Source organism: Stenotrophomonas sp. GD03930 (assembly GCF_029839665.1).
GTDB lineage: Bacteria > Pseudomonadota > Gammaproteobacteria > Xanthomonadales > Xanthomonadaceae > Stenotrophomonas > Stenotrophomonas forensis.
Genome location: NZ_JAOCAV010000001.1, coordinates 681,555 through 702,971 on the forward strand (window position 1 = coordinate 681,555; position 21,417 = coordinate 702,971).

The following is a 21,417-nucleotide window of genomic DNA, read 5'->3' on the forward strand; positions in this document are numbered from 1 at the left end:
CGGCGCAATGCCACCGTGGGAGTCCACCGGTGCAGGCGGTTGCCCGGCACCGGCGTCAGGTCGGGCAGGATCGCTCCCGCCCGTCCCGGATCAGGCCTTCTCGGCCATCTTCTTGGCCTTCTCGACCGCTTCTTCGATGCCGCCGACCATGTAGAACGCCTGCTCCGGCAGGTGGTCGTACTCGCCATCGACGATGGCCTTGAAGCCACGGATGGTGTCCTTCAGCGGCACGTACTTGCCCGGCGAACCGGTGAACACTTCGGCCACGTGGAACGGCTGGCTGAAGAAGCGCTCGATCTTGCGGGCGCGCGACACGGCCTGCTTGTCTTCTTCGGACAGTTCGTCCATGCCCAGGATGGCGATGATGTCCTTCAGTTCCTTGTACTTCTGCAGGGTCTGCTGGACGCGCTGGGCGGTGTCGTAGTGCTCGTGGCCGATGACCAGCGGGTCCATCTGGCGGCTGGTGGAGTCCAGCGGATCGACGGCCGGGTAGATACCCAGCGAGGCGATCGAACGCGACAGGGTGACGGTCGAGTCCAGGTGGGCGAAGGTGGTCGCCGGCGACGGGTCGGTCAGGTCGTCCGCGGGAACGTAGACGGCCTGGATCGAGGTGATCGAACCGTTCTTGGTCGAGGTGATGCGTTCCTGCAGGACGCCCATTTCCTCGGCCAGGGTCGGCTGGTAACCCACGGCCGACGGCATACGGCCCAGCAGTGCCGACACTTCGGTACCGGCCAGGGTGTAGCGGTAGATGTTGTCGACGAACAGCAGGACGTCCTTGCCCTTGCCGTTTTCGTCCTTCTCGTCGCGGAAGTACTCGGCCATGGTCAGGCCGGTCAGGGCGACGCGCAGACGGTTGCCCGGCGGCTCGTTCATCTGGCCGTACACCATCGCCACCTTGTCGAGGACGTTGGAGTCCTTCATTTCGTGGTAGAAGTCGTTGCCCTCACGGGTACGCTCACCCACGCCGGCGAACACGGACAGACCGCTGTGCGCCTTGGCGATGTTGTTGATCAGCTCCATCATGTTGACGGTCTTGCCGACGCCGGCGCCGCCGAACAGGCCGACCTTGCCGCCCTTGGCGAACGGGCACATCAGGTCGATGACCTTGATGCCGGTTTCCAGCAGTTCGGTGGCCGGGGACTGGTCTTCGTACGACGGGGCCGCACGGTGGATTTCCCAGCTGTCGCTGGCGGCCACCGGGCCGGCTTCGTCGATCGGACGGCCGAGCACGTCCATGATGCGGCCCAGGGTGCCAGCACCGACCGGCACGGAGATGCCGCGGTTGGTGTTGGTGGCGATCAGGTTGCGCTTCAGGCCATCGGTGGAACCGAGGGCGATGGTGCGCACCACGCCGTCGCCCAGCTGCTGCTGGACTTCAAGGGTGATTTCGGTGTTGTCGACCTTCAGTGCGTCGTACACCTTCGGCACCGACTCACGCGGGAATTCGACGTCGACGACCGCGCCGATGATCTGAACGATCTTGCCCTGACTCATTGCTGCATCCTCTAATGTGTGCTTTGAACGAACGCGGTCAGACTGCTGCCGCGCCGCCGACGATTTCGGAGATTTCCTGGGTGATCGCTGCCTGGCGCGCCTTGTTGTAGACGAGCTGCAGGGTGCCGATCAGCTTGTTGGCGTTGTCGCTCGCCGCCTTCATCGCAACCATGCGTGCGGCATGCTCGGAGGCGACGTTTTCCAGCAGTGCCTGGTACACCAGCGACTCGATGTAACGCGTCATCACGTGCTCCAGCACGGTCGCGGCATCGGGTTCGTACAGGTAATCCCAGTCGTGGTGAGCGACCTGCTTCTCAGCCGGCGGCAGCGGCAGCAGCTGATCGAAGCTGGCCTTCTGCGTCATGGTGTTCACGAAGCGGTTGTAGACCAGATACACGCGGTCGACCTTGCCTTCGGTGAAGGCGTCGAGCATGACCTTGATCACACCGATCAGCGATTCCAGCTTCGGCACGTCGCCGATGTGGGTCACGCTGCCGACCATGTTGACCTTCACGCGGCGGAAGAAGGTCGATGCCTTCTGGCCGATGGTCACCAGATCCACTTCGGCACCCTTGTCCTGCCATGCCTTGGCTTCGCCCAGCATCTTGCGGAACAGGTTGTTGTTCAGGCCGCCGGCCAGGCCGCGATCGGAGGAGATCACGATGAACCCGACCCGCTTGACCTGCTCGCGCTCGACCAGGAAAGGATGCTGGTAGTCGGTGCTGGCCTGGGCCAGGTGGCCGATCACCTGCTTCATCGCCTGCGCGTACGGACGCGAGGTCTTCATCCGATCCTGCGCCTTGCGGATCTTGGAGGCCGAGACCATTTCCAGGGCGCGCGTCACCTTGCGGGTGTTCTGCACGCTCTTGATCTTGGTTTTGATTTCGCGTCCGCTTGCCATCTCTTGTTTCCCGTGGCGCGGGGCTGATGCCCCGCGTTGTTCAACCGTTTGTCATCTGGTCCAGCGGAGCCGGTGGCTCCGCTCTACAGGACCGCGATTACCAGCTGCCGGTGGTCTTGAACTCGGCGATGCCCTTCTTGAAGGCACCTTCGATGTCGTTGTCCCAACCGCCGGTGGCGTTGACCTTGCTGACCAGCTCGCCCTGGGTGTTGGCGAAGTGGGCGTGCAGGCCTTCTTCGAACGCCAGCAGCTTGTTGACCGGCACGTCGTCGAGGTAACCCTCGTTGACGGCGTAGATCGACAGCGCCTGGTTGGCGATCGACATCGGCGCGTACTGCTTCTGCTTCATCAGCTCGGTGACGCGCTGGCCACGCTCCAGCTGCTTGCGGGTCGCTTCGTCCAGGTCCGAGGCGAACTGCGCGAACGCAGCCAGCTCACGGTACTGGGCCAGCGAGATACGGATGCCGCCCGACAGCTTCTTGATGATCTTGGTCTGGGCCGAGCCACCGACGCGCGACACCGAGATACCGGCGTTCACGGCCGGGCGGATGCCGGCGTTGAACAGGTCGGTTTCCAGGAAGATCTGGCCGTCGGTGATCGAGATCACGTTGGTCGGAACGAAGGCGGACACGTCGCCGGCCTGGGTTTCGATGATCGGCAGCGCGGTCAGCGAACCGGTCTTGCCGGTGACCTTGCCTTCGGTGAACTTCTCGACGTATTCCTCGGACACACGGGCAGCGCGCTCGAGCAGGCGGGAGTGCAGGTAGAACACGTCACCCGGGTAGGCTTCACGGCCCGGCGGGCGCTTCAGCAGCAGCGAGATCTGGCGGTAGGCCACGGCCTGCTTGGACAGATCGTCGTACACGATCAGCGCGTCTTCGCCGCGGTCCATGAAGTACTCACCCATGGTGCAGCCCGAGTAGGCGCTGATGTACTGCATGGCAGCCGATTCGGAAGCGGTCGCGGCCACCACGATGGTGTGGGCCAGCGCGCCGTTCTCTTCCAGCTTGCGCACGATGTTGGCGATGGTCGAAGCCTTCTGGCCGATCGCAACGTACACGCACTTGATGCCGGTGCCCTTCTGGTTGATCACCGCGTCGATCGCCATGGCGGTCTTGCCGGTCTGGCGGTCACCGATGATCAGCTCGCGCTGGCCACGGCCGATCGGGATCATGGCGTCGACCGACTTGTAACCGGTCTGCACCGGCTGGTCGACCGACTTGCGCCAGATCACGCCCGGAGCAACGCGCTCCACCGGAGCGGTCAGGTCGGTGCCCAGCGGGCCCTTGCCGTCGATCGGCTCGCCCAGCGCGTTCACGACGCGGCCCAGCAGTTCCGGACCGACCGGCACTTCCAGGATGCGGCCGGTGGTCTTGGCGACGTCGCCTTCGCGCAGGTGCTCGTAGTCACCCAGGACCACGGCGCCGACCGAGTCGCGCTCCAGGTTCAGGGCCAGGGCGAAGGTGTTGTTCGGCAGTTCGATCATTTCGCCCTGCATCACGTCGGCCAGACCGAAGATGCGCACGATGCCGTCGGACACGCTGGTCACGGTGCCTTCGTTGCGCGATTCCGCGGCCAGCTTGACCTTCTCGATGCGGTTCTTGATCAGTTCGCTGATTTCGGAGGGGTTGAGCGTGGTTGCCATCGTCAAGTCCTAGTGCCGGCAGCGGGGCCGGACGTTAAATGAATTCAGTTAGCGAGCGCGGTCTGCAGACGGGCCAGCTTGCCCTTCAGCGAACCATCGATGACCACGTCGCCGGCGTCGATCACGGCGCCGCCGATCAGCGAGGCATCGACCGCGGTGGTCACGTCGACCTCGCGGTTGAAGCGCTTGCGCAGCGCGACCTTGATCGCATCCAGCTCACCGGCCGACAGCTCGGCCGCCGAGGTCACGGTGGCCTTGACCACGTGCTCGGCTTCGGCGCGCAGGGCATCGAACATGCCGGAAATTTCCGGCAGCAGCGGCAGACGATGCGAGTCGGCCAGGATGGCCAGGAAGCGCGAGTAGGTCTCGCCGTGGGTCACCGGCGCCAGCAGGGCGACGGCGTCGTCACGGCCCAGCTCCGGGTTGGCGAGCAGGGCCGCCACGCGCGGGTCGGCGGCGACGTGGGCGGAGAACGCCAGGGCGTCCGACCACGGCGCGAACGCGCCTTCGTCGCGCGCGGTCGCGAACGCGGCGCGGGCGTACGGGCGGGCAAGCGTGAGGGCCTGGCTCATCCTTAGATCTCCGAGGCCAGCTCGTCGAGCAGCGCCTTGTGGGCGTTGGCGTCGATTTCGCGCTTGAGCAGCTTTTCGGCACCGGTCACGGCCAGCGCGGACACCTGCTTGCGCAGATCTTCACGGGCACGGTTGGCGGCGGCGTCGATTTCAGCCTGGGCCAGTTCCTTCTGACGGGTGGCTTCGGTGATCGCTTCGTTACGGGCAGCATCAACGATCTGGTTGGCGCGCGAGTGGGCCTGGTCGATGATCTCGTTGGCCTTGGTGCGTGCTTCTTTCAGCGCTTCGTTGACCTTCTCCTGCGCCTGGGCCAGATCTTTCTGGCTGCGGTCGGCAGCAGCGAGGCCTTCAGCAATCTTCTGCTGGCGCTCTTCGATCGCGTTCATCAGCGGCGGCCAGATCTTGGTCGCGATGATCCAGATCAGACCAGCGAAGGCGAGCGCCTGCGCAAGAAGGGTGAAATTGATATTCATGGTTAGCTCGATCGCTGGTTTCGGGGTGGACGCGCCGCCGTAGCGGCGCATCCGGCCTTCATCCGAAACCGGGTGCATCAGCACCCGGTCGTCTCAAACCGCTGTATCAGCCGGCCAGAGCCTTGGTGACGGCGCCAGCGAAGGCAGCCGACAGCGGGTTGGCGAAGGCCAGCAGCAGGCCGACGGCGACCGAGATGATGAACGCGGCGTCGATCAGGCCGGCGGTGATGAACATGCGGACCTGCAGGACCGGGATCAGTTCCGGCTGGCGGGCGGCCGACTCCAGGAACTTACCAGCCATGATGGCCAGACCCAGACCGGCGCCCAGCGCGGCCAGGCCGATCATGATGCCGACGGCAAGGGCGGTGGAGCTCTGAATCTGCGCGAAGTTGGTCAGGACGGCGAAGTACATGGTTATCTCCAGGAACTTAAGTTGCTAAGGGTGATGAAACGGATGAAGGTTGAAACGCGTTGAAGCTTGAAACTCAGTGAGCGTCTTCCGACAGGCTCAGGTACACGATCGACAGCATCATGAAGATGAAGGCCTGCAGCGGGATCACCAGCAGATGGAACAGCATCCAGCCGAGGCCGAACGCACCACCGGCAATGGCACCGAAGAAACCGGCACCACCCAGCACCCAGATCAGCAGGAACACGATTTCGCCGCCGAACATGTTGCCGAACAGTCGCATCGCCAGCGAGATCGGCTTGCTCAGCCACTCGACGATGTTGAGGATCAGGTTGAACGGCATCATCCACTTGCCGAACGGCGCCGTCAGGAATTCCTTGATGAAGCCCAGCAGGCCCTTCGACTTCAGTGCGAAGAACAGCATCAGGAAGAACACGCTGATGGCCATGCCCAGGGTGGCATTGACGTCGGCGGTCGGCACCGGCTTCCAGTAGTGGATGCCCGCCCATTCCAGCGGCTTGGCGATGAAGTCGGCCGGGATCATCTTGATCAGGTTCATCATCAGGATCCAGAAGAAGATCGTGATGGCGATCGGCGTGACCAGCTTGCTCTTGCCGTGGTAGGTGTCCTTGGCCTGGCGGTCGACGAACTCCAGGCAGATCTCGACGAAGGCCTGCCACTTGCCCGGCACGCCGGCGGTGGCCTTGCGGGTGCCCAGCCAGAACGCGACCACGATCACCAGGCCCATCAGGACCGCGGTGAGGAAGGTATCGACGTGGATATGCCAGAACATACCCTCACCCTTGCCGACCGGCGCGGTCAGGTTGTGCAGGTGATGCTGGATGTAGCTGGTAGGGGTTAGAGCCTCGCCCGCCATGTGTCCGGAACCTTCAGTTAATTGAATTCTGTCAACGCCTGGCCATGGCCAGGACCTGGAACATCAAGCCGACGGCGATACCGGCCAACAGCGCCAATGCAGGCAGCTTGAAGACCAGGAACCCCACCAGCAGGACGCCGAAAACCACCACCCACTTGGCCACGATCGCAATGATCAGGCGAGCCATCGCCGAACCTGCGGCCACCGCTCCCCCGCTCAGTGCCATCCGCGCCGCCACCCAGCCACCGGCCGAAATGGCCACACCGGACGCCAGCGCGCCGAGGGCATACTTCGGACCCACCAGCAGGAAGGCCAGGGCCAGGACAGCGACCGCGGCCAGCGGGTAGACCGCGGCGCGCAGCATCAGTCGCCGACCCGCATCAACGGAGTTCAGCACAGGACGTCCCGCGTGGTTGCAAGTGGAGGGCTGAGGCGGCTACAGCAGAGGGGGCCTCATCGAGCCGCCAAATTATAGCAATGGGACAATTTGCGAGACAACCGCTGCCTGTTCATCCCGGGAGGCCGCAAGTTGCGGTAACGGTTACATTTTTGCGTGCCACCCAAGGGACAATGACGTCCGCATGATGCTGCAGCGCAGTATTGAACTTTGGTCGCAGGCTGCGGAACTTTCGCCGAATGCGCCGGTCCGATCTTTCGACCTGCCTGCAGCAACCTCGTCGACGCTTCGCCCCGCAGGTCCCACGATGGCCCCGAAGCCCGGCTCCGGGGCCATCTTTTTGCATCGTCGCGACAGCGCTGAACCGTGCACATCCCGTGGACCATACGTTCACGGATGGTGGACGCCGCCGTCCGGCACAGTGGTCTTCATTCTGATGAACCACTGCAAGGACTCTTCGATGCGCTCCGTTCCCACCCTGCTCGCCCTCTCCCTGCTCGCCGCCGGCGCTTCGTTCGCCAATGCCGCCCACGCCGCGGAAGGCGACGACCGTTTCGCCATCCGCCTGGGTGCGATGAACATCGATTCGGACAACACGCTCCGCGGCAGGACCAACGTGGCTGGCCAGGACATCGCCCTGGACCAGGACTTCAAGCTGGGTGGCAAGGAATGGGAGCCGCGCATCGACGGCATGTTCCGCATCAGCAACCGCCAGCGCCTGCTGTTCAACTACTTCAAGTACGACAAGGATCGCCGCGAGACACTGGACCAGGGCATTTCCTTCGGCGGCGAGAACGTGCCGGCCGGCAGCTTCGTGAAGGGTGAACTGAAGTACCAGGTGGCCAGCCTGGTCTATGACTACTCGGTCGTCGATACCGACACCTTCGACCTCGGCCTGCAGATCGGTGGCGAGTACGCCAAGGTCAGCACCAAGGGCTATGCCGACTTGGGCACCGTGTACGAAGGCCAGTTCCTCGACGAGAAGGCCGATGGCATCGCGCCGGTGGTGGGTGCGCGCATGACCTTCACCCCGTCCGAGCGCTGGATGATCACGCTGCAGGGCCAGTACCTGAACACGCGCTGGGGCAGCTTCGATGACTACAAGGGCGACCTGAGCCGCGCCAACGCCATCGTCGATTACCGCTTCACCAAGAACTTCGGCGTGTTCGCCGGCTACGACTGGTTCAAGCTGGACGTGGACAAGAAGGGCAGCGACGGCACCGTCGGCCTGAAGCAGGAATTCAAGGGCCCGGTCGCAGGCGTTAGCTTCGTGTTCTGATCCCCCGCCCCTTCCACCGCACTCTCTCTCCTGGCGCGGCCTCCGGATTATCGGGGCCGCGCTTTTTTGTGGACTCCTGACAGGACAGCAGAAGCGGGTTGGTCGAGCGCTGGAGGGAGCGGGGGCTGCGTGCGAATGTCCCCCGGCGCCGGTCTGCGGCCGGCACCTCCTCCTTTACTTCGCACACAGCCCCCGCTCCCTCCGCGTGTCAGGCACCCGGGTGGCTTTGGCAGCTGCTCTCGACTGTCCGCAAGCCGAGCCGCTGCGCGGGTGGTGGGCGTTTCGACAAAGTAAAGGAGGAGGCGACCGCCGCAGGCGGGCGACGGGGGACATTTGTCGAAATGCCCGCCTCCCGCGCAGCGGCCCCAACCCTCGCGATGACAACAGCCGAAGACATTCCTGCAGCCAACGAAAAAGCCCCGGCAGAAGCCAGGGCTTTTCGTTCGGAACGGCGCGGGCGCCTTACTTCTTCTTCGGCATGTACAGATCGGTGATCGTGCCGTCGTAGATTTCCGAGGCCATCGCCACCGACTCGCTCAGCGTCGGGTGCGCGTGGATGGTGTGGCCGATGTCTTCGGCTTCGGCACCCATCTCGATGGCCAGGCCGATCTCGGCCAGCAGGTCACCGGCATGCACGCCGACGATGGCACCACCGATGATGCGGTGGGTCTCTTCGTCGAAGATCAGCTTGGTGAAGCCCTCGGTACGACCGATGCCGATCGCGCGACCGCTGGCCGCCCACGGGAACTTGGCCACGCCGACCTTCAGGCCCTTGGCCTTGGCTTCGGTCTCGGTGACGCCAACCCAGGCGATTTCCGGGTTGGTGTAGGCCACCGACGGAATCACGCGGGCGACCCATTCCTTCTTGTGGCCGGCAGCCACTTCGGCGGCCAGCTTGCCTTCGTGCGTGGCCTTGTGGGCCAGCATCGGGTTGCCGACGATGTCGCCGATGGCAAAGATGTGCGGCACGTTGGTGCGCATCTGGCGATCGACCGGAATGAAGCCACGCTCGGTGACCTGCACGCCCGCCTTCTCGGCATCGATCTTCCTGCCGTTCGGCGAGCGCCCCACGGCCACCAGCACGCGGTCGAAGGTGCTCTGCGCCAGCGCGGGCGCCTGGCCTTCCTCGGCAGCTTCGAAGGTGACGGTGATGCCCTTGGCATCGGCGGTGACGCCGGAGGCCTTGGTCTTCAGGTGAACTTCGATGCCCTGCTTCTTCAGGCGGTCGGCCAGCGGCTTGACCAGGTCCTTGTCGGCACCCGGCATCAGCTGGTCCATGAACTCGACCACGGTGACCTTGCTGCCCAGCGCACCATACACGGTGGCCATTTCCAGGCCGATGATGCCGCCACCGACAACCAGCAGCGAGCCCGGCACTTCGGCCAGTTCCAGCGCGTCGGTGGAATCCATCACGCGCGTGTCGTCCCACGGGAAGTTCGGCAGCTTCACCGCCTGCGAACCGGCGGCGATGATGCACTTCTGGAAGCGCAGCAGCTGGGTGCTGCCGTCGGCGGCAGTGATTTCCAGCTCGTTGGCCGAAACAAACTTACCGACGCCCTGCACGCTGCGGACCTTGCGCTGCTTGGCCATGCCGGCCAGGCCCTTGGTCAGCTGGTTGACGACCTTTTCCTTGTACTGGCGCAGCTTGTCCAGGGTGATGGTCGGCTTGCCGAACTCGACGCCGAAATCACCGGCATGGGCCACTTCGTCGATCACCGCTGCGGCGTGCAGCAGCGCCTTGGACGGAATGCAGCCGACGTTGAGGCAGACGCCACCGAGGCTGGCGTAGCGCTCGACCAGCACGGTATCCAGGCCAACGTCGGCGGCGCGGAAGGCGGCGGTGTAGCCGCCCGGGCCCGAGCCCAGCACGACCATTTCGCATTCGATATCGGCCGGCTTGCCGCTGGACAGCGCCGGCTTCGGTGCGGCCGGTTCAGCCGGGGCGCGGTGCGACGGGGTCACCGGCGGCTTGCTGGCCGGCGCAGCTGCGGCCGGAGCCGGTGCCGCGGCCTTGGCCGGGGCTTCTGTGGCGCCTTCGGTTTCCAGCACCACGACCACGGCGCCTTCGGACAGGCTGTCGCCCAGCTTGACCTTCAGTTCCTTGACCACACCGGCGGCCGAGGACGGCACTTCCAGGGTGGCCTTGTCCGATTCCAGGGTCACCAGACCCTGATCCTTCTTCACCGTGTCGCCGACGGCGACCAACACTTCGATCACCGGCACATCGCTGTAATCGCCGATGTCGGGAACCTTGACTTCAATCGTGGCCATGGTGGTTTTCCTCGTGCCCGGCCGGCGTGGCCGGCGGGCTGTCACTGCATCTGTTCAGGCGGCCGCGCCAGGGGGCAGCGGCCACACGGTGGGGGCGAAGCGGTGCCTTACAGCAGCACGCGGCGCATGTCGGCCAGTACCTGCGACAGGTAGGTGGTGAAGCGTGCGGCCAGGGCGCCATCGATGACGCGGTGGTCGTAGCTCAGCGACAGCGGCAGCATCAGCTTCGGCGCGAATTCCTTGCCATTCCAGACCGGCTGGATGGAGGACTTGGAGACGCCGAGGATGGCCACTTCCGGTGCATTGACGATCGGGGTGAACGAGGTGCCGCCGATGCCGCCCAGCGAGCTGATCGAGAAGCAGCCGCCGCTCATGTCGGCCGGGCCCAGCTTGCCGTCGCGCGCCTTCTTGGCCAGTTCGCCGGTTTCCTGCGCGATCTGCACCACGCCCTTCTTGTCCACGTCGCGGATGACCGGCACGACCAGGCCGTTCGGCGTGTCGGCGGCGAAACCGATGTGGAAGTACTTCTTCAAGGTCAGGTTTTCACCACTGGCATCGAGCGAGGCGTTGAATTCCGGGAACTTCTTCAGCGCCGCGGCGCTGGCCTTGATCAGGAAGGCGAGCATGGTCAGCTTGATGCCGGCCTTCTCGTTCTCCTTGTTCAGCGCCACGCGCAGGCCTTCCAGGTCGGTGATGTCGGCCTGCTCGAACTGGGTGACGTGCGGGATCATCGCCCAGTTGCGGGCCAGGTTCGCGCCGGAGATCTTCTTGATGCGCGACAGCGGCTGCACTTCGGTCTCGCCGAACTTGCTGAAGTCGACCTTCGGCCACGGCAGCAGGTTCAGGCCACCGCCGGCGGCAACGGCAGCACCGGCAGCGGCCGGCACGCCACCGCTGAGCGCGGCCTTGACGAACTTCTGCACGTCACCCTTGGTGATGCGGCCGCCCTTTTCGGTGCCGTTGATCTGCAGCAGGTCCACGCCCAGCTCGCGGGCGAACACGCGCACCGCCGGGGTGGCGTACGGCACCTTGGCCGGCAGCACGCCATCGGCGTTGAACTGCACCGGCGGGCTGGACGGGGTACCGGCCGAGGCGATCTCGCGGGCGGCCAGCTTGTCCGGCTGGGCCGGAACGGCGACCGGCTCGACCTTGGTGGCGGTTTCGGCGGCGGCCGGGGCAGCGGCAGCCGCCGCCTTGGCCGGGGCCGGCGCGGCAGCGCCCTCGGCCTCGATGATGGCGACCACGGCACCCTGCGACAGATTGTCGCCGACCTTGACCTTCAGCTCCTTGACCACGCCAGCAACCGACGACGGCACTTCCATGGTGGCCTTGTCGCTTTCCAGCGTGACCAGGCCCTGGTCCTTCTTGACCGTATCGCCGACGGCGACCAGCACTTCGATGACCGGGATGTCGGTGTAATCGCCGATGTCCGGCACCAGCGCTTCAACGGCACCGCCGCTGGCGGCCGGGGCAGCAGCGGCCGGGGCCGGCGCGCTCTGGGTGGCGGCTGCCGGGGCAGCAGCCTTGGCCGGTGCCGGTGCGCCGGCGGCCGGCTTGGCAGCTTCGCCTTCGGCCACTTCGATCAGCGCCACGACCTTGCCTTCGGACAGGTTGTCGCCGACCTTGACCTTGAGTTCCTTGACCACGCCCGCCACCGAGGACGGCACTTCCATGGTCGCCTTGTCGCTTTCCAGCGTCACCAGGCCCTGGTCCTTCTTGACCGTGTCGCCGACGGCGACAAGCACCTCGATTACCGGGATATCGCTGTAGTCACCGATATCGGGGACAAGTGCTTCCTTGATTTCGGCCATGGGGATAACTCCGGCAATCTGGTGTAGGGAAACGTCTATTGTGCGGCCAGCGGGGTCCAGCGCCAACCGTTACAGGTGTTTTCAGTACGCACGCAGCCGGGACACGCTGTTGCTCATGGGTTGCCGCCTTGACCAGTCGGTAGCGTATTGTCCGGACGATGTCCGCTTGATGTCGCCAGTACGTCGGCCACCGGCTGCCAGGCCAGGCGCAGGCGCGGCAGCGACCACGCCGCGTTGGCCGGGCTGGTGGAGGGCAGCGCCAGCAGCCTCGGCGGCGCCTCCAGCCGGGGCAGCACCCAGCGCTGGAACGCCTGCATCGACGCCGCGCCATTGCAGGCGATCAGCTCCAGCTCAGGAAGCGAGGCGATCAGTGACGGCAGCGCATTGGGCACTTCCGTGCCGCGCACGATGTCCGCGTCCAGGCTGCCGCGCCGCTCGCACTGGCCGATCACATCCCACAGGCCGATGCCCGCGGCGTTCAATGCCTGCAATCGCTGTGCATACGGCAGGCCCGCATCAAACCCGCAGATTTCCGCCAAAAGCGGCCAGAAGCGATTGCGCGGGTGCGCGTAGTAGCGCTGCTCCTGCAGCGACGCCACACCCGGCATCGAACCGAGCAGCAGCACTCTGCAATCCACGTTCACCTGCGCTTGCAGGCCGATGCACATCGTCGCAGCGCTCACATCTTCTCCAACTGAATGAATGTCACGGATGGCCAAAAACCCCATGAATACAGGCTTTTCGCGCTGCTCGCTGAACAAGCCAAACCAATTTTTAACGCGCGTCGGATTCGATTCATGTTGGGGCGACTACGGTGTGCTCGCCCCGCAACCGGGGGCCCAAAACAAGAAACATTAGGAGATACCCCCATGCGCTCCATCCGTATCCTGAGTCTCGCCCTGCTGACCTCCGCCGCGTTCGCGCCGGCCGCTTTCGCCCAGGACAGCAGCAGCACCGATACCGCTTCGGGCAAGCATTTTGCCGTTGTTGGCGGCATCTCGCTGCTGCAGCCGAAGAATGATCCGATCGACGGCATCAAGAAGACCGATGGCGGCCCGGCGCCGACCGTCAGCTTCAGCTACTACGTCAACGACAACTGGGCCGTTGAACTGTGGGGCGCCGCCGACAAGTTCGACAACAAGTTCAAGGGCCCGAACAACGTTCGCGTGGGTTCGGTCGAGCAGCAGCCGGTCGCGCTGAGCGGCCAGTACCACTTCGGCCAGGCCGACAACGTGTTCCGTCCGTTCGTGGGCGTGGGCTACTACCAGTCGAGCTTCAGCAGCGAAAAGCTGGCCGACGGCAGCAGCTCCGACATCCGCCTGAAGGACGCCAAGGGCGTGATCGGCACCGTCGGCGTGGACATGAACATCAATTCCACCTGGTTCGCCCGTGCTGACGCCCGCTACATGCGCGCCCGCCCGGACGTGAAGGTTGGCGGCGAGAAGATCGGCGAAGCCAAGATGGATCCGTGGACCGTCGGCTTCGGCATCGGCGCCCGCTTCTGATCCAGGCAGCACCGCTCCATTGATGCAACGCGACGGGCCCTTCGGGGCCCGTCGTCGTTTCCGTCACCTGCGGTCTGTAGAGTCGAGCCTGCTCGACTGCCTTTCGTAGAGTCGAGCTTGCTCGACTATCGTCAACGCAGTCGAGCAGGCTCGACTCTACAGACACAGGACACGGAGGCGCGATGGAGGAGGTTGACCTGCTGGTGATCGGTGGCGGCATCAACGGTGCCGGCATCGCCCGTGACGCGGCCGGTCGCGGCCTGCGGGTGCTGCTGTGTGAACAGCATGACCTGGCCGCGCACACCTCCAGTGCCAGCAGCAAACTGATCCACGGCGGCCTGCGTTACCTGGAACAGGGTGAACTGGGCCTGGTGCGCAAGGCACTGGGCGAGCGCGAGGTGGTGCGCCGGCAGGCACCGCACCTGGTCCATCCGTTGCGCTTCGTGCTGCCCTGGGAACCGCACCTGCGCCCGCGCTGGATGCTGCGCGTGGGGCTGTGGCTGTACGACCACCTGGGCCGGCGCAGCCCTGCCTTCCCCGCCTCGCAGGCGCTGGACCTGCAGCAGGATTCGCTCGGCGCCTGGCTCTCCCCGATGCTGCGGCGGGCCTTCAGCTATGCCGATGCACAGGTCGATGATGCGCGGCTGGTACTGCTGAACGCACTGGATGCCGCGCAGCGCGGCGCGCAGGTGCAGGTGCGCAGCCGCTGCACCGAACTGCGTGCGCTGCAGGGCCGTTGGCAGGCCGTGCTGGAAACCCACGATGGTCAGCAACGGCACGTGATCGCACGCGCAGTGGCCAATGCCGCGGGCCCGTGGGCGGGCGGTCTGCTGGAACGGATGCAGGCGCGCAGCGGCGGCCCCGCACTGCGCCTGGTGCAGGGCAGCCACATCGTGCTGCGCCGCCCCTGGCCCGAAGACAGCGCCTGCCTGCTGCAGCAACCCGATGGCCGGGTGGTGTTCCTGCTGCCCTTCGCCCACGACCACCTGCTGGTCGGCACCACCGACACCGATTACCGTGGCGATCCGGCGCGCTGCAGCGTGCTGCCGTCCGAGGTGGCCTACCTGTGCGATGCCGCCAACCGCTACCTGCGTGAACCGATCACCGCCGCAGACGTGGCCTGGCAGTTCGCCGGTGTGCGCCCGCTGCTGGCCGACCCGGACCCGCGTGCGGCGAAGCTTAGCCGCGACTACCGCCTGCAGGTACAGTCCGATCCGGCGCCGGCACTGCATGTGCTCGGCGGCAAACTGACCACCTATCGGGTACTGGCCGAAGAGGCACTGGACCTGCTGCGCCCTGCCCTGCCGCAGATGGGGCCCGCCTGGACCGCAACCGGAGCCGCACTGCCGGGCAGCGACTGGGGGGACGCCGCACAGGCCCGCTCGCAGCTGAGCGCGCGGGCTCCCTGGTTGCCCGCGGACATCGCGCGACGCTGGGCCGGGGCCTACGGCAGCCGCAGCGCGTCGTTGCTGGGCGCGGCGCAATCCATGGACGATCTTGGCGAGCACTTCGGTGCGGGCCTGCATGCGCGCGAAGTGGATTTCCTGCGGGAGCATGAGTGGGCGCACGACGCCGATGATGTGCTGTGGCGGCGGAGCAAGCTGGGGTTGCGGCTGGATGCCGCGCAGATGGCACGGCTGCAGGCCTGGATGGATAGACGGTAGAGTCGAGCTTGCTCGACTGGCATGAAGAGCAGTCGAGCAAGCTCGACTCTACCAATACCATCGCTACCGGAGACGCTGCATGACGCCCCGCTACGTGCTGGCCATCGACCAGGGCACCACCAGTTCGCGCGCGATCCTGTTCGACCGTGCCGGCAACATCGTCGGCAGCGCGCAGCGCGAGTTCGCGCAGATCTTCCCGCACCCCGGCTGGGTCGAGCATGACCCGCGCGAGATCCTCACCAGCGTCTATGCCACGCTGACCGAACTGCTCAGCCGCGGGCAGATCGACCCGCGCCATATCGCCGCGCTGGGCATCACCAACCAGCGCGAGACCACCGTGGTCTGGGACCGCGCCACCGGCCAGCCGATCCACAACGCCATCGTCTGGCAGTCGCGGCAGAGCCACGCCCTCTGCGAGCGGCTGAAGTCCGATGGCCACGAGGCGCTGGTGCGCGAGCGTACCGGCCTGCTGATCGATGCGTATTTTTCCGCAACCAAAGTGCGCTGGATCCTCGACCACGTGGAGGGCGCGCAACAGCGGGCCGAGCGCGGCGAACTGCTGTTCGGCACCATCGACAGCTGGCTGGTGTGGAACCTCAGCGGTGGCCAGGCGCACGTGACCGATTACAGCAACGCCGCGCGCACGCTGCTGTTCAACATCCACACGCTGGACTGGGATGACGACCTGCTGGCGCTGCTGGACATCCCGCGCGCGATGCTGCCGCAGGTGCGCGACTCCAGTTCGGTATACGCGCACACCCGGCCGCAGTTCTTCTTTGACCATCCGATCCCGATCGCCGGCATCGCCGGTGACCAGCAGGCGGCGCTGTTCGGCCAGGCCTGCTTCCAGCCGGGCATGGTCAAGAACACCTATGGCACCGGCTGCTTCATGCTGATGCATACCGGCACCCAGGCGGTGCGTTCGCGCAACGGACTGCTGACTACCATCGCCTGGGGCCTGGACGGGCGCGTGGAGTACGCGCTGGAGGGCTCGATCTTCGTGGCCGGCTCGGTGGTGCAGTGGCTGCGCGACGGCCTGCGCATGATCGAGCGCGCCGGCGACAGCCAGGCGTTGGCCGCACAGGTGCCCGACAGTGGAGGTGCCTACCTGGTGCCAGCGTTCGTCGGCCTCGGCGCGCCCTATTGGCGCAGTGACGTGCGCGGCGCGATGTTCGGGTTGACCCGGGGCACGCGCAAGGCGCACTTCGTGCGCGCCGCACTGGAAGCGATGGCCTACCAGACCCGCGATGTGCTGGATGCGATGCAGTCCGATGCAGGCATCGCGCTGACCGAGCTGCGCGCTGATGGCGGTGCGATCGGCAACGACTTCCTGGCCGGCTTCCAGGCCGACATCCTCGGCGTGCCGCTGCTGCGGCCGCGACTGACCGAGACCACCGCGCTGGGTGCGGCCTACCTGGCCGGGCTGGCGGTGGGGTTCTGGACCAGCCGCGAGCAGATCACCGCGCAATGGGGCCTGGACCGGCGCTTCGAGCCACAGATGGAGGTGGCGCGGCGCGAGAAGCTGTACGCCGGGTGGCAGCAGGCGGTGGCCGCCACGCTCGCCTTCCACGTCGACTGAGGGTAGTGCCGGCCGCTGGCCGGCAACCCCATGATCCTTGGCGGCGTTTGCAGATTGCGCCGGCCAGCGGCCGGCACTACCGCATGGCCAGAGCGTGCGTAGCGCCGGTCAGAACGCCGGCAGCACCGCGCCCTTGTACTTGGTTTCGATGAAGGCCTTCACCTGCGGGCTGGTCAGCGCCTTGGCCAGCTTCTGAACGCGGGCATCGTCCTTGTTGTCCGGGCGCGCGACCAGGAAGTTCACGTACGGCGAATCCTTGCTTTCGATCGCCAGCGCGTCCTGGGTCGGGTTGAGGCCGGCATCCAGCGCATAGTTGGTGTTGATCAGGGCCAGATCGACCTGGTCCAGCACGCGCGGCAGCATCGCCGAGTCCAGCTCGCGGAACTTCAGGTTCTTCGGGTTGGCGATGATGTCGCGCTGGGTCGACAACGCGTTGGTCGGGTCCTTCAGTTCGATCACGCCGGCCTTGTGCAGCAGGATCAGCGCACGGCTGTTGTTGCTCGGGTCGTTCGGGATCACCACGTCGGCGCCCTCACGCAGCTCGGCCAGCGACTTGATCTTGCGCGAGTACGCACCGAACGGCTCGATGTGCACGCCGATCACCTTCACCAGGTCGGTCTTGCGGTCGCGGTTGTAGGCATCCAGGTACGGCTCGGTCTGGAAGTAGTTGGCGTCCACCTGCTTCTGCACCAGCTGGTCGTTGGGCTGCACGTAGTCGTTGAACACGCGCACGTCCAGGTCCACGCCTTCCTGCTTGAGGATCGGCTTGACCACCTCGAGGATCTCGGCGTGCGGCACGGCCGTGGCGGCCACCACCAGCTTCTGCGAGGGTTCGCCGGATTTTCCGCAGGCGGTCAGGGCCAGCGCAGCGGCAAGCAGGGGCAGCAACAGGGTCTTCTTCATGGGCGGTGGGGTTCTCGTGGGGAGGGTCAGGCGTTGTCGTAGTTGCTCAGGGCCAGCTCGAGCAGGGCCTTGGCCTGCTCGCGCAGCATCACAGGCTCCACGATCTCGGCATCCGAGCCATAGTGCAGCACGTCCATCAACAGCTCGCGCGAGACGCTGTACGGCACCTTCAGTTCATAGCGGCCATCGGCCAGGAAGCGGCCCTGCTGCTTGGAGTGCCAGTGCTCGTCGGCCACCCAGCGCGCGGCCTTGGCGCTGAACAGGATGGTCGCCCAGCCCTTCGGCGCGCCGGAGAAGATCCCGTAGCTGGCGCCCAGCTGCTCGTCCAGTTCGCTGTCGGCAACATCGCGCGCGGTGCTGTCGACCACCCGCGCCTTGTGGATGCGGTCCACGGCAAAGCTGCGCAGCGCGTCGCGGTCGTGGTCCCAGGCATCCAGGTACCAGTTGTCGCGGTAGTGGGTCAGGCGCTGCGGCGAGACCGTGCGCTTGGTCGGCTCGTCGGTGGAACGGGCGCGGTACTCGAACGCCAGCTGGCGGCGCTCCAGCACCGCCGAGGCGACGCTGCGGAAGCTGCCTTCATCGAACTTGCGCCCACGGTGCGGGATCACCCGCACGCGGTCCACCGGCCAGCTGGAGACACCTGCCTGGGCCGCCAGCAGGCTTTCGATGCGCTGCTGCAGCGGTGCCAGCACCGAGGACAGCACGCCGCCGCCGGTGCGCGCCAGCAGGTGCTGCGAGGCCAGCAGGGCGTGCAGTTCCTCCGAGCTCAGCCACAGGCCGGGCAGCTCGAAGCGGTCGCTCTCGTCGGCGTGGTAGCGGAAGCCGGCTTCTCCGTCGCCCTCGATCGGCGCCATCAGCGCGTCGCGCAGGAAGGCCAGGTCGCGGTAGACGGTGGCACGGGAACAACCGAGCTTGTCCTGCAGGGTCGCCACCGTCACCGGATAGCGCGCGGACTTGAGCAGACGATGCAGGGCGGTGATGCGTTCGTATCGGTCCATACCCCCGATTATGTCCGAGTCGCGGGTCTTGTGTGGGACGTTTGGGCTATCGTGGTCGCCCCCACCCCCATGGAACGCCCGATGCGCCGGTTGCCTGCCCTGTCCCTGCTGGCCTGCCTGCTGCTGGCCGCCTGCGATCGCGCACCAGCGCCGGCCAGCACCGAAGCCCCGGTACCGGCCGCCGATCCGGCGCAGGCCGTGCTGGGCGCCAGCCAGCGCTTCGCCGCGCTGCGCAGCTTCCACGCCGAGCTGGAGGTGCTGGGCGCCCCCCAGCCGGTGCGCAGCGCCATGGACTTCGTCGCCCCCGACCGTTTCCGCGTGCAGACCCCGGCCGGACCGCAGACGATCATCGGTGACACGCTGTTCCTGCAGGCCGAAGGCGCGATCCGCCAGGTGCCGGCCCCGCCGGGCCTGCTCGAACAGTGGCGCAACCCGTTGCCGGCCGATGCCCTGCCCGCCAACCTGCAGGCCGAGGACCTGGGCAACCAGACCCTGGACGGGGTCGAGACCCGCCACTACCGACTGCGGGGCAGCCAGCCCGGTGAGCGCCTGGAGTACTGGATCGATGCCCAGGGCCTGCCGCGGCAGCTGGTGCGCAGCGGCAGCAGCAATGGCCGCAGCTTCCAGCTGCGCCTGCGCTACTCGCGCTTCAACGATCCGGCATTGCGCGTCGATCTGCCCTGAATAGGCGATCGCGGCAACGTTCGCTGAAGCGCGCATTGGATCGATTCGGACCGCCATCACGCTTCCAGTATCATCACCGGCTGTTAACCGCTTCGGAGAAGCCTCGATGTCCCTGCGCGTGTCCCTGCTGATTCCCCTGCTGCTGTGCGCGCCGCTCGCGTATGCACAGGATGCCTCCGAACTGGCGGCGATGTCCTCGCCGTGGAGCGGCAGCGGCGGCGAGCTCGGCTTCGCATCGGCACGCGGCAACAGCAGCACCGAAAGCTTCAATGGCCGCCTGCGCCTGCGCTACACCGATGGCGACTGGGTGCACAGCATGGACCTGTTCGGCCTGCGCTCGAGCTCGAAGGTGACCGAGACCGCCGACGACGGCACCACCACCCGTCGCAACAACACCACCGCCAACCGCTACACCGGCAGCGCCGGCAGCGCGCTGCAGCTGGGCGAGCACCGCCAGCTGACCGCGACGGTGCGTACCGAGCGCGACGACTTCGCCACCTACGACCGCCAGAGTTCGTTCGGCCTGGGCTACGGCACCCGCCTGTGGAACACCGAGCGCTTCTCCTTCGACGCGCAGATCGGCCCCGGTGTGCGCCGCACCCACAGCACCGAGGACGACCGCACCCGTACCGGCATGATCGGTCGCGGCCTGTTCGACCTGAAGTACTCGCTGACCGACAACACCGACCTGGTCAACACCCTGCTGGTCGAATCCGGTTCGTACAACACCTTCGGCCAGAATGACTTCGGTGTCTCGGTGAGCATGAACGAGCACCTGGCGCTGAAAGCCGGCTGGCAGGCGCGTTACAACAGTGACGTGGCCGAGGACAAGCGCAAGACCGACACGCTGACCACGATGAACGTGGTCTACAAGTTCAAATAAGCAACGGGCGCCAAAGGCGCCCGTTCTTCTTTCGGTAGTGCCGGCCGCTGGCCGGCAACTGCATCCAACTGGGGGCACCAGGTTGCCGGCCAGCGGCCGGCACTACCTGCGGTGGCTCAGACGTTCAGCAGCTCGCCGGCACCGGCGTCCAGCAGCATCGTCGCCACGCGCTGGCCCAGCGCATCCGGGTCGCTGGCCGGCCCCACCGCTTCGGCGCGTACCGCGCGGCCGTCACTGGCGCTGCCGACCAGGCCCTGCAGGTGCAGGTCATTGCCCTGCCACTGCGCGATGGCCGCCACCGGCACGTGGCAGCTACCATGCAGCGCACGGTTCATCGCCCGCTCGGCCTCCACACAGGCGCGGGTGGAAGCGTCGTCAAGTCCTGCGAACAGGGCCATCAGGCGTGCGTTGCCGCCATCGCACTCCACCGCCACCGCGCCCTGTGCCGGCGCCGGCAGCCACTGCGGCGGCTGCAGGCGCGCGACGATGCGCTGGCCCAGGCCCAGCCGCTCCAGCCCGGCCACCGCCAGCACGATGGCGTCGTAGCCACCATTGTCGAGCTTGGCCAGGCGGGTGTTGACGTTGCCGCGCAGGTCCAGCAGTTCCAGGTCCGGGCGCAGCGCGCGCAACTGGGCCTGGCGGCGCAGCGAGGACGTGCCGACACGCGCACCGATCGGCAGCGCCTCCAGCGAGGCGTACAGGTTGGAGACGAAGCCATCAGCAGGGTCGTGCCGGGTCAGCATCGCCGGCAACGCAAACGGCGCGTCCAGCTCCATCGGCACGTCCTTCAGCGAATGCACGGCACAGTCGGCCTCACCGCGCAGCATGGCCAGCTCCAGTTCCTTCAGGAACAGGCCCTTGCCACCGATGGCGGCCAGCGAGCGGTCCAGCACCTCATCGCCGCGGGTGCTCATCGGCACCAGTTCCACGTGCAGGCCGGGGTGGGCCTGGCGCAGGCGGTCGGCGACGTGTTCGCTCTGCCAGAGGGCGAGCGGGCTCTTGCGGGTGGCGATGCGGACGGTTTCCATCCGGGCATTATCGCGCCTTCGGCGCGGATACGGCCAACGGC

Annotated in this window: 20 protein-coding genes; 6 read left to right on the forward strand and 14 right to left on the reverse strand. The window is 66.3% G+C overall.

The features are described 5' to 3' along the window. Window positions 1-90: 90 nt before the first annotated feature. The 8 genes from atpD to N5C18_RS03220 form a co-directional block, all read right to left on the reverse strand. Window positions 91-1,497 (reverse strand): F0F1 ATP synthase subunit beta, encoded by a 1,407-nt coding sequence (gene atpD / locus N5C18_RS03185; RefSeq protein ID WP_006471333.1) that lies wholly within the window; start codon window positions 1,495-1,497, stop codon window positions 91-93. A 37-nt stretch (window positions 1,498-1,534) separates the two neighbouring features. Then, window positions 1,535-2,398 carry a F0F1 ATP synthase subunit gamma gene (gene atpG / locus N5C18_RS03190; RefSeq protein ID WP_006471334.1) on the reverse strand — a complete coding sequence of 288 codons (864 nt, stop codon included), beginning with the start codon at window positions 2,396-2,398 and terminating at the stop codon, window positions 1,535-1,537. 97 nt (window positions 2,399-2,495) lie between these two features. Continuing rightward, window positions 2,496-4,043 carry a F0F1 ATP synthase subunit alpha gene (gene atpA, locus N5C18_RS03195; protein ID WP_008266965.1) on the reverse strand — a complete coding sequence of 516 codons (1,548 nt, stop codon included), beginning with the start codon at window positions 4,041-4,043 and terminating at the stop codon, window positions 2,496-2,498. A gap of 44 nt (window positions 4,044-4,087) precedes the next feature. Further along, window positions 4,088-4,615, reverse strand: a complete 528-nt coding sequence (locus N5C18_RS03200) for a F0F1 ATP synthase subunit delta (RefSeq protein WP_006471336.1) — start codon at window positions 4,613-4,615, stop codon at window positions 4,088-4,090. Between the two features lie 2 nt (window positions 4,616-4,617). Further along, on the reverse strand, window positions 4,618-5,088 hold the full coding sequence (locus N5C18_RS03205; protein WP_279944498.1) for a F0F1 ATP synthase subunit B: 471 nt from the start codon (window positions 5,086-5,088) through the stop codon (window positions 4,618-4,620). 106 nt (window positions 5,089-5,194) lie between these two features. Then, on the reverse strand, window positions 5,195-5,500 hold the full coding sequence (atpE, locus tag N5C18_RS03210) for a F0F1 ATP synthase subunit C (RefSeq protein ID WP_005411133.1): 306 nt from the start codon (window positions 5,498-5,500) through the stop codon (window positions 5,195-5,197). Between the two features lie 73 nt (window positions 5,501-5,573). Further along, window positions 5,574-6,374 (reverse strand): F0F1 ATP synthase subunit A, encoded by an 801-nt coding sequence (gene atpB, locus N5C18_RS03215; RefSeq protein WP_049466592.1) that lies wholly within the window; start codon window positions 6,372-6,374, stop codon window positions 5,574-5,576. A 31-nt stretch (window positions 6,375-6,405) separates the two neighbouring features. After that, a complete protein-coding gene (locus N5C18_RS03220) occupies window positions 6,406-6,771 on the reverse strand; it encodes a hypothetical protein (protein ID WP_006471338.1) in 366 nt (121 codons plus the stop codon). A gap of 460 nt (window positions 6,772-7,231) precedes the next feature. On the opposite strand from N5C18_RS03220, the gene N5C18_RS03225 reads away from it, so the two are divergent. Continuing rightward, window positions 7,232-8,050, forward strand: a complete 819-nt coding sequence (locus N5C18_RS03225) for a hypothetical protein (protein WP_053509681.1) — start codon at window positions 7,232-7,234, stop codon at window positions 8,048-8,050. A gap of 462 nt (window positions 8,051-8,512) precedes the next feature. Here N5C18_RS03225 and lpdA read toward each other — a convergent pair whose 3' ends face one another. The 3 genes from lpdA to N5C18_RS03240 all read right to left on the reverse strand — a co-directional run bounded on the left by lpdA (window position 8,513) and on the right by N5C18_RS03240 (window position 12,815). Beyond that, window positions 8,513-10,321, reverse strand: a complete 1,809-nt coding sequence (lpdA, locus tag N5C18_RS03230; RefSeq protein WP_279943823.1) for a dihydrolipoyl dehydrogenase — start codon at window positions 10,319-10,321, stop codon at window positions 8,513-8,515. A 107-nt stretch (window positions 10,322-10,428) separates the two neighbouring features. Continuing rightward, window positions 10,429-12,132 (reverse strand): dihydrolipoyllysine-residue acetyltransferase, encoded by a 1,704-nt coding sequence (gene aceF, locus N5C18_RS03235; RefSeq protein ID WP_279943824.1) that lies wholly within the window; start codon window positions 12,130-12,132, stop codon window positions 10,429-10,431. Window positions 12,133-12,245: 113 nt separating this feature from the next. Further along, window positions 12,246-12,815 carry a DNA-deoxyinosine glycosylase gene (locus N5C18_RS03240; protein WP_279944499.1) on the reverse strand — a complete coding sequence of 190 codons (570 nt, stop codon included), beginning with the start codon at window positions 12,813-12,815 and terminating at the stop codon, window positions 12,246-12,248. 186 nt (window positions 12,816-13,001) lie between these two features. Here N5C18_RS03240 and N5C18_RS03245 point away from each other — a divergent pair, with 186 nt between their 5' ends. The 3 genes from N5C18_RS03245 to glpK all read left to right on the forward strand — a co-directional run bounded on the left by N5C18_RS03245 (window position 13,002) and on the right by glpK (window position 16,880). Continuing rightward, window positions 13,002-13,637 carry an OmpW family outer membrane protein gene (locus tag N5C18_RS03245; protein ID WP_164241400.1) on the forward strand — a complete coding sequence of 212 codons (636 nt, stop codon included), beginning with the start codon at window positions 13,002-13,004 and terminating at the stop codon, window positions 13,635-13,637. A gap of 182 nt (window positions 13,638-13,819) precedes the next feature. Continuing rightward, window positions 13,820-15,301, forward strand: a complete 1,482-nt coding sequence (gene glpD, locus N5C18_RS03250) for a glycerol-3-phosphate dehydrogenase (protein ID WP_164241399.1) — start codon at window positions 13,820-13,822, stop codon at window positions 15,299-15,301. A 79-nt stretch (window positions 15,302-15,380) separates the two neighbouring features. Continuing rightward, window positions 15,381-16,880, forward strand: coding sequence for a glycerol kinase GlpK (glpK, locus tag N5C18_RS03255; protein WP_008268321.1), 1,500 nt, complete (start codon window positions 15,381-15,383; stop codon window positions 16,878-16,880). Window positions 16,881-16,988: 108 nt separating this feature from the next. Here glpK and N5C18_RS03260 read toward each other — a convergent pair whose 3' ends face one another. Both N5C18_RS03260 and N5C18_RS03265 read right to left on the reverse strand, forming a co-directional pair. Then, window positions 16,989-17,783, reverse strand: coding sequence for a MetQ/NlpA family ABC transporter substrate-binding protein (locus tag N5C18_RS03260; RefSeq protein WP_053450869.1), 795 nt, complete (start codon window positions 17,781-17,783; stop codon window positions 16,989-16,991). Window positions 17,784-17,809: 26 nt separating this feature from the next. Further along, window positions 17,810-18,781, reverse strand: a complete 972-nt coding sequence (locus tag N5C18_RS03265; RefSeq protein WP_008267051.1) for a YafY family protein — start codon at window positions 18,779-18,781, stop codon at window positions 17,810-17,812. Between the two features lie 81 nt (window positions 18,782-18,862). Between N5C18_RS03265 and N5C18_RS03270 the strand changes: the two genes are divergently transcribed. Together N5C18_RS03270 and N5C18_RS03275 are read left to right on the forward strand one after the other, a co-directional pair. Next, entirely contained in the window at window positions 18,863-19,465 is a 603-nt protein-coding gene (locus tag N5C18_RS03270) for a hypothetical protein (RefSeq protein WP_053509671.1), read from the forward strand. 106 nt (window positions 19,466-19,571) lie between these two features. Further along, window positions 19,572-20,348, forward strand: a complete 777-nt coding sequence (locus N5C18_RS03275) for a DUF481 domain-containing protein (RefSeq protein ID WP_006471539.1) — start codon at window positions 19,572-19,574, stop codon at window positions 20,346-20,348. 116 nt (window positions 20,349-20,464) lie between these two features. Here the strand turns inward: N5C18_RS03275 and hemC are convergent, their stop codons facing one another. Continuing rightward, the gene (gene hemC, locus N5C18_RS03280) at window positions 20,465-21,376 is read right to left on the reverse strand and encodes a hydroxymethylbilane synthase (protein WP_053450871.1); all 912 of its coding nucleotides are present in this window, start codon (window positions 21,374-21,376) and stop codon (window positions 20,465-20,467) included. Window positions 21,377-21,417: the final 41 nt, after the last annotated feature.

What these genes read in the sequence shown, in the direction of transcription:
- atpD (WP_006471333.1), bottom strand. Translation starts at nt 1,497, where the DNA reads ATGAGTCAGGGCAAGATCGTTCAGATCATCGGCGCGGTCGTCGACGTC.
- atpG (WP_006471334.1), bottom strand. Translation starts at nt 2,398, where the DNA reads ATGGCAAGCGGACGCGAAATCAAAACCAAGATCAAGAGCGTGCAGAAC.
- atpA (WP_008266965.1), bottom strand. Translation starts at nt 4,043, where the DNA reads ATGGCAACCACGCTCAACCCCTCCGAAATCAGCGAACTGATCAAGAAC.
- N5C18_RS03200 (WP_006471336.1), bottom strand. Translation starts at nt 4,615, where the DNA reads ATGAGCCAGGCCCTCACGCTTGCCCGCCCGTACGCCCGCGCCGCGTTC.
- N5C18_RS03205 (WP_279944498.1), bottom strand. Translation starts at nt 5,088, where the DNA reads ATGAATATCAATTTCACCCTTCTTGCGCAGGCGCTCGCCTTCGCTGGT.
- atpE (WP_005411133.1), bottom strand. Translation starts at nt 5,500, where the DNA reads ATGTACTTCGCCGTCCTGACCAACTTCGCGCAGATTCAGAGCTCCACC.
- atpB (WP_049466592.1), bottom strand. Translation starts at nt 6,374, where the DNA reads ATGGCGGGCGAGGCTCTAACCCCTACCAGCTACATCCAGCATCACCTG.
- N5C18_RS03225 (WP_053509681.1), top strand. Translation starts at nt 7,232, where the DNA reads ATGCGCTCCGTTCCCACCCTGCTCGCCCTCTCCCTGCTCGCCGCCGGC.
- lpdA (WP_279943823.1), bottom strand. Translation starts at nt 10,321, where the DNA reads ATGGCCACGATTGAAGTCAAGGTTCCCGACATCGGCGATTACAGCGAT.
- aceF (WP_279943824.1), bottom strand. Translation starts at nt 12,132, where the DNA reads ATGGCCGAAATCAAGGAAGCACTTGTCCCCGATATCGGTGACTACAGC.
- N5C18_RS03245 (WP_164241400.1), top strand. Translation starts at nt 13,002, where the DNA reads ATGCGCTCCATCCGTATCCTGAGTCTCGCCCTGCTGACCTCCGCCGCG.
- glpD (WP_164241399.1), top strand. Translation starts at nt 13,820, where the DNA reads ATGGAGGAGGTTGACCTGCTGGTGATCGGTGGCGGCATCAACGGTGCC.
- glpK (WP_008268321.1), top strand. Translation starts at nt 15,381, where the DNA reads ATGACGCCCCGCTACGTGCTGGCCATCGACCAGGGCACCACCAGTTCG.
- N5C18_RS03260 (WP_053450869.1), bottom strand. Translation starts at nt 17,783, where the DNA reads ATGAAGAAGACCCTGTTGCTGCCCCTGCTTGCCGCTGCGCTGGCCCTG.
- N5C18_RS03265 (WP_008267051.1), bottom strand. Translation starts at nt 18,781, where the DNA reads ATGGACCGATACGAACGCATCACCGCCCTGCATCGTCTGCTCAAGTCC.
- N5C18_RS03270 (WP_053509671.1), top strand. Translation starts at nt 18,863, where the DNA reads ATGCGCCGGTTGCCTGCCCTGTCCCTGCTGGCCTGCCTGCTGCTGGCC.
- N5C18_RS03275 (WP_006471539.1), top strand. Translation starts at nt 19,572, where the DNA reads ATGTCCCTGCGCGTGTCCCTGCTGATTCCCCTGCTGCTGTGCGCGCCG.
- hemC (WP_053450871.1), bottom strand. Translation starts at nt 21,376, where the DNA reads ATGGAAACCGTCCGCATCGCCACCCGCAAGAGCCCGCTCGCCCTCTGG.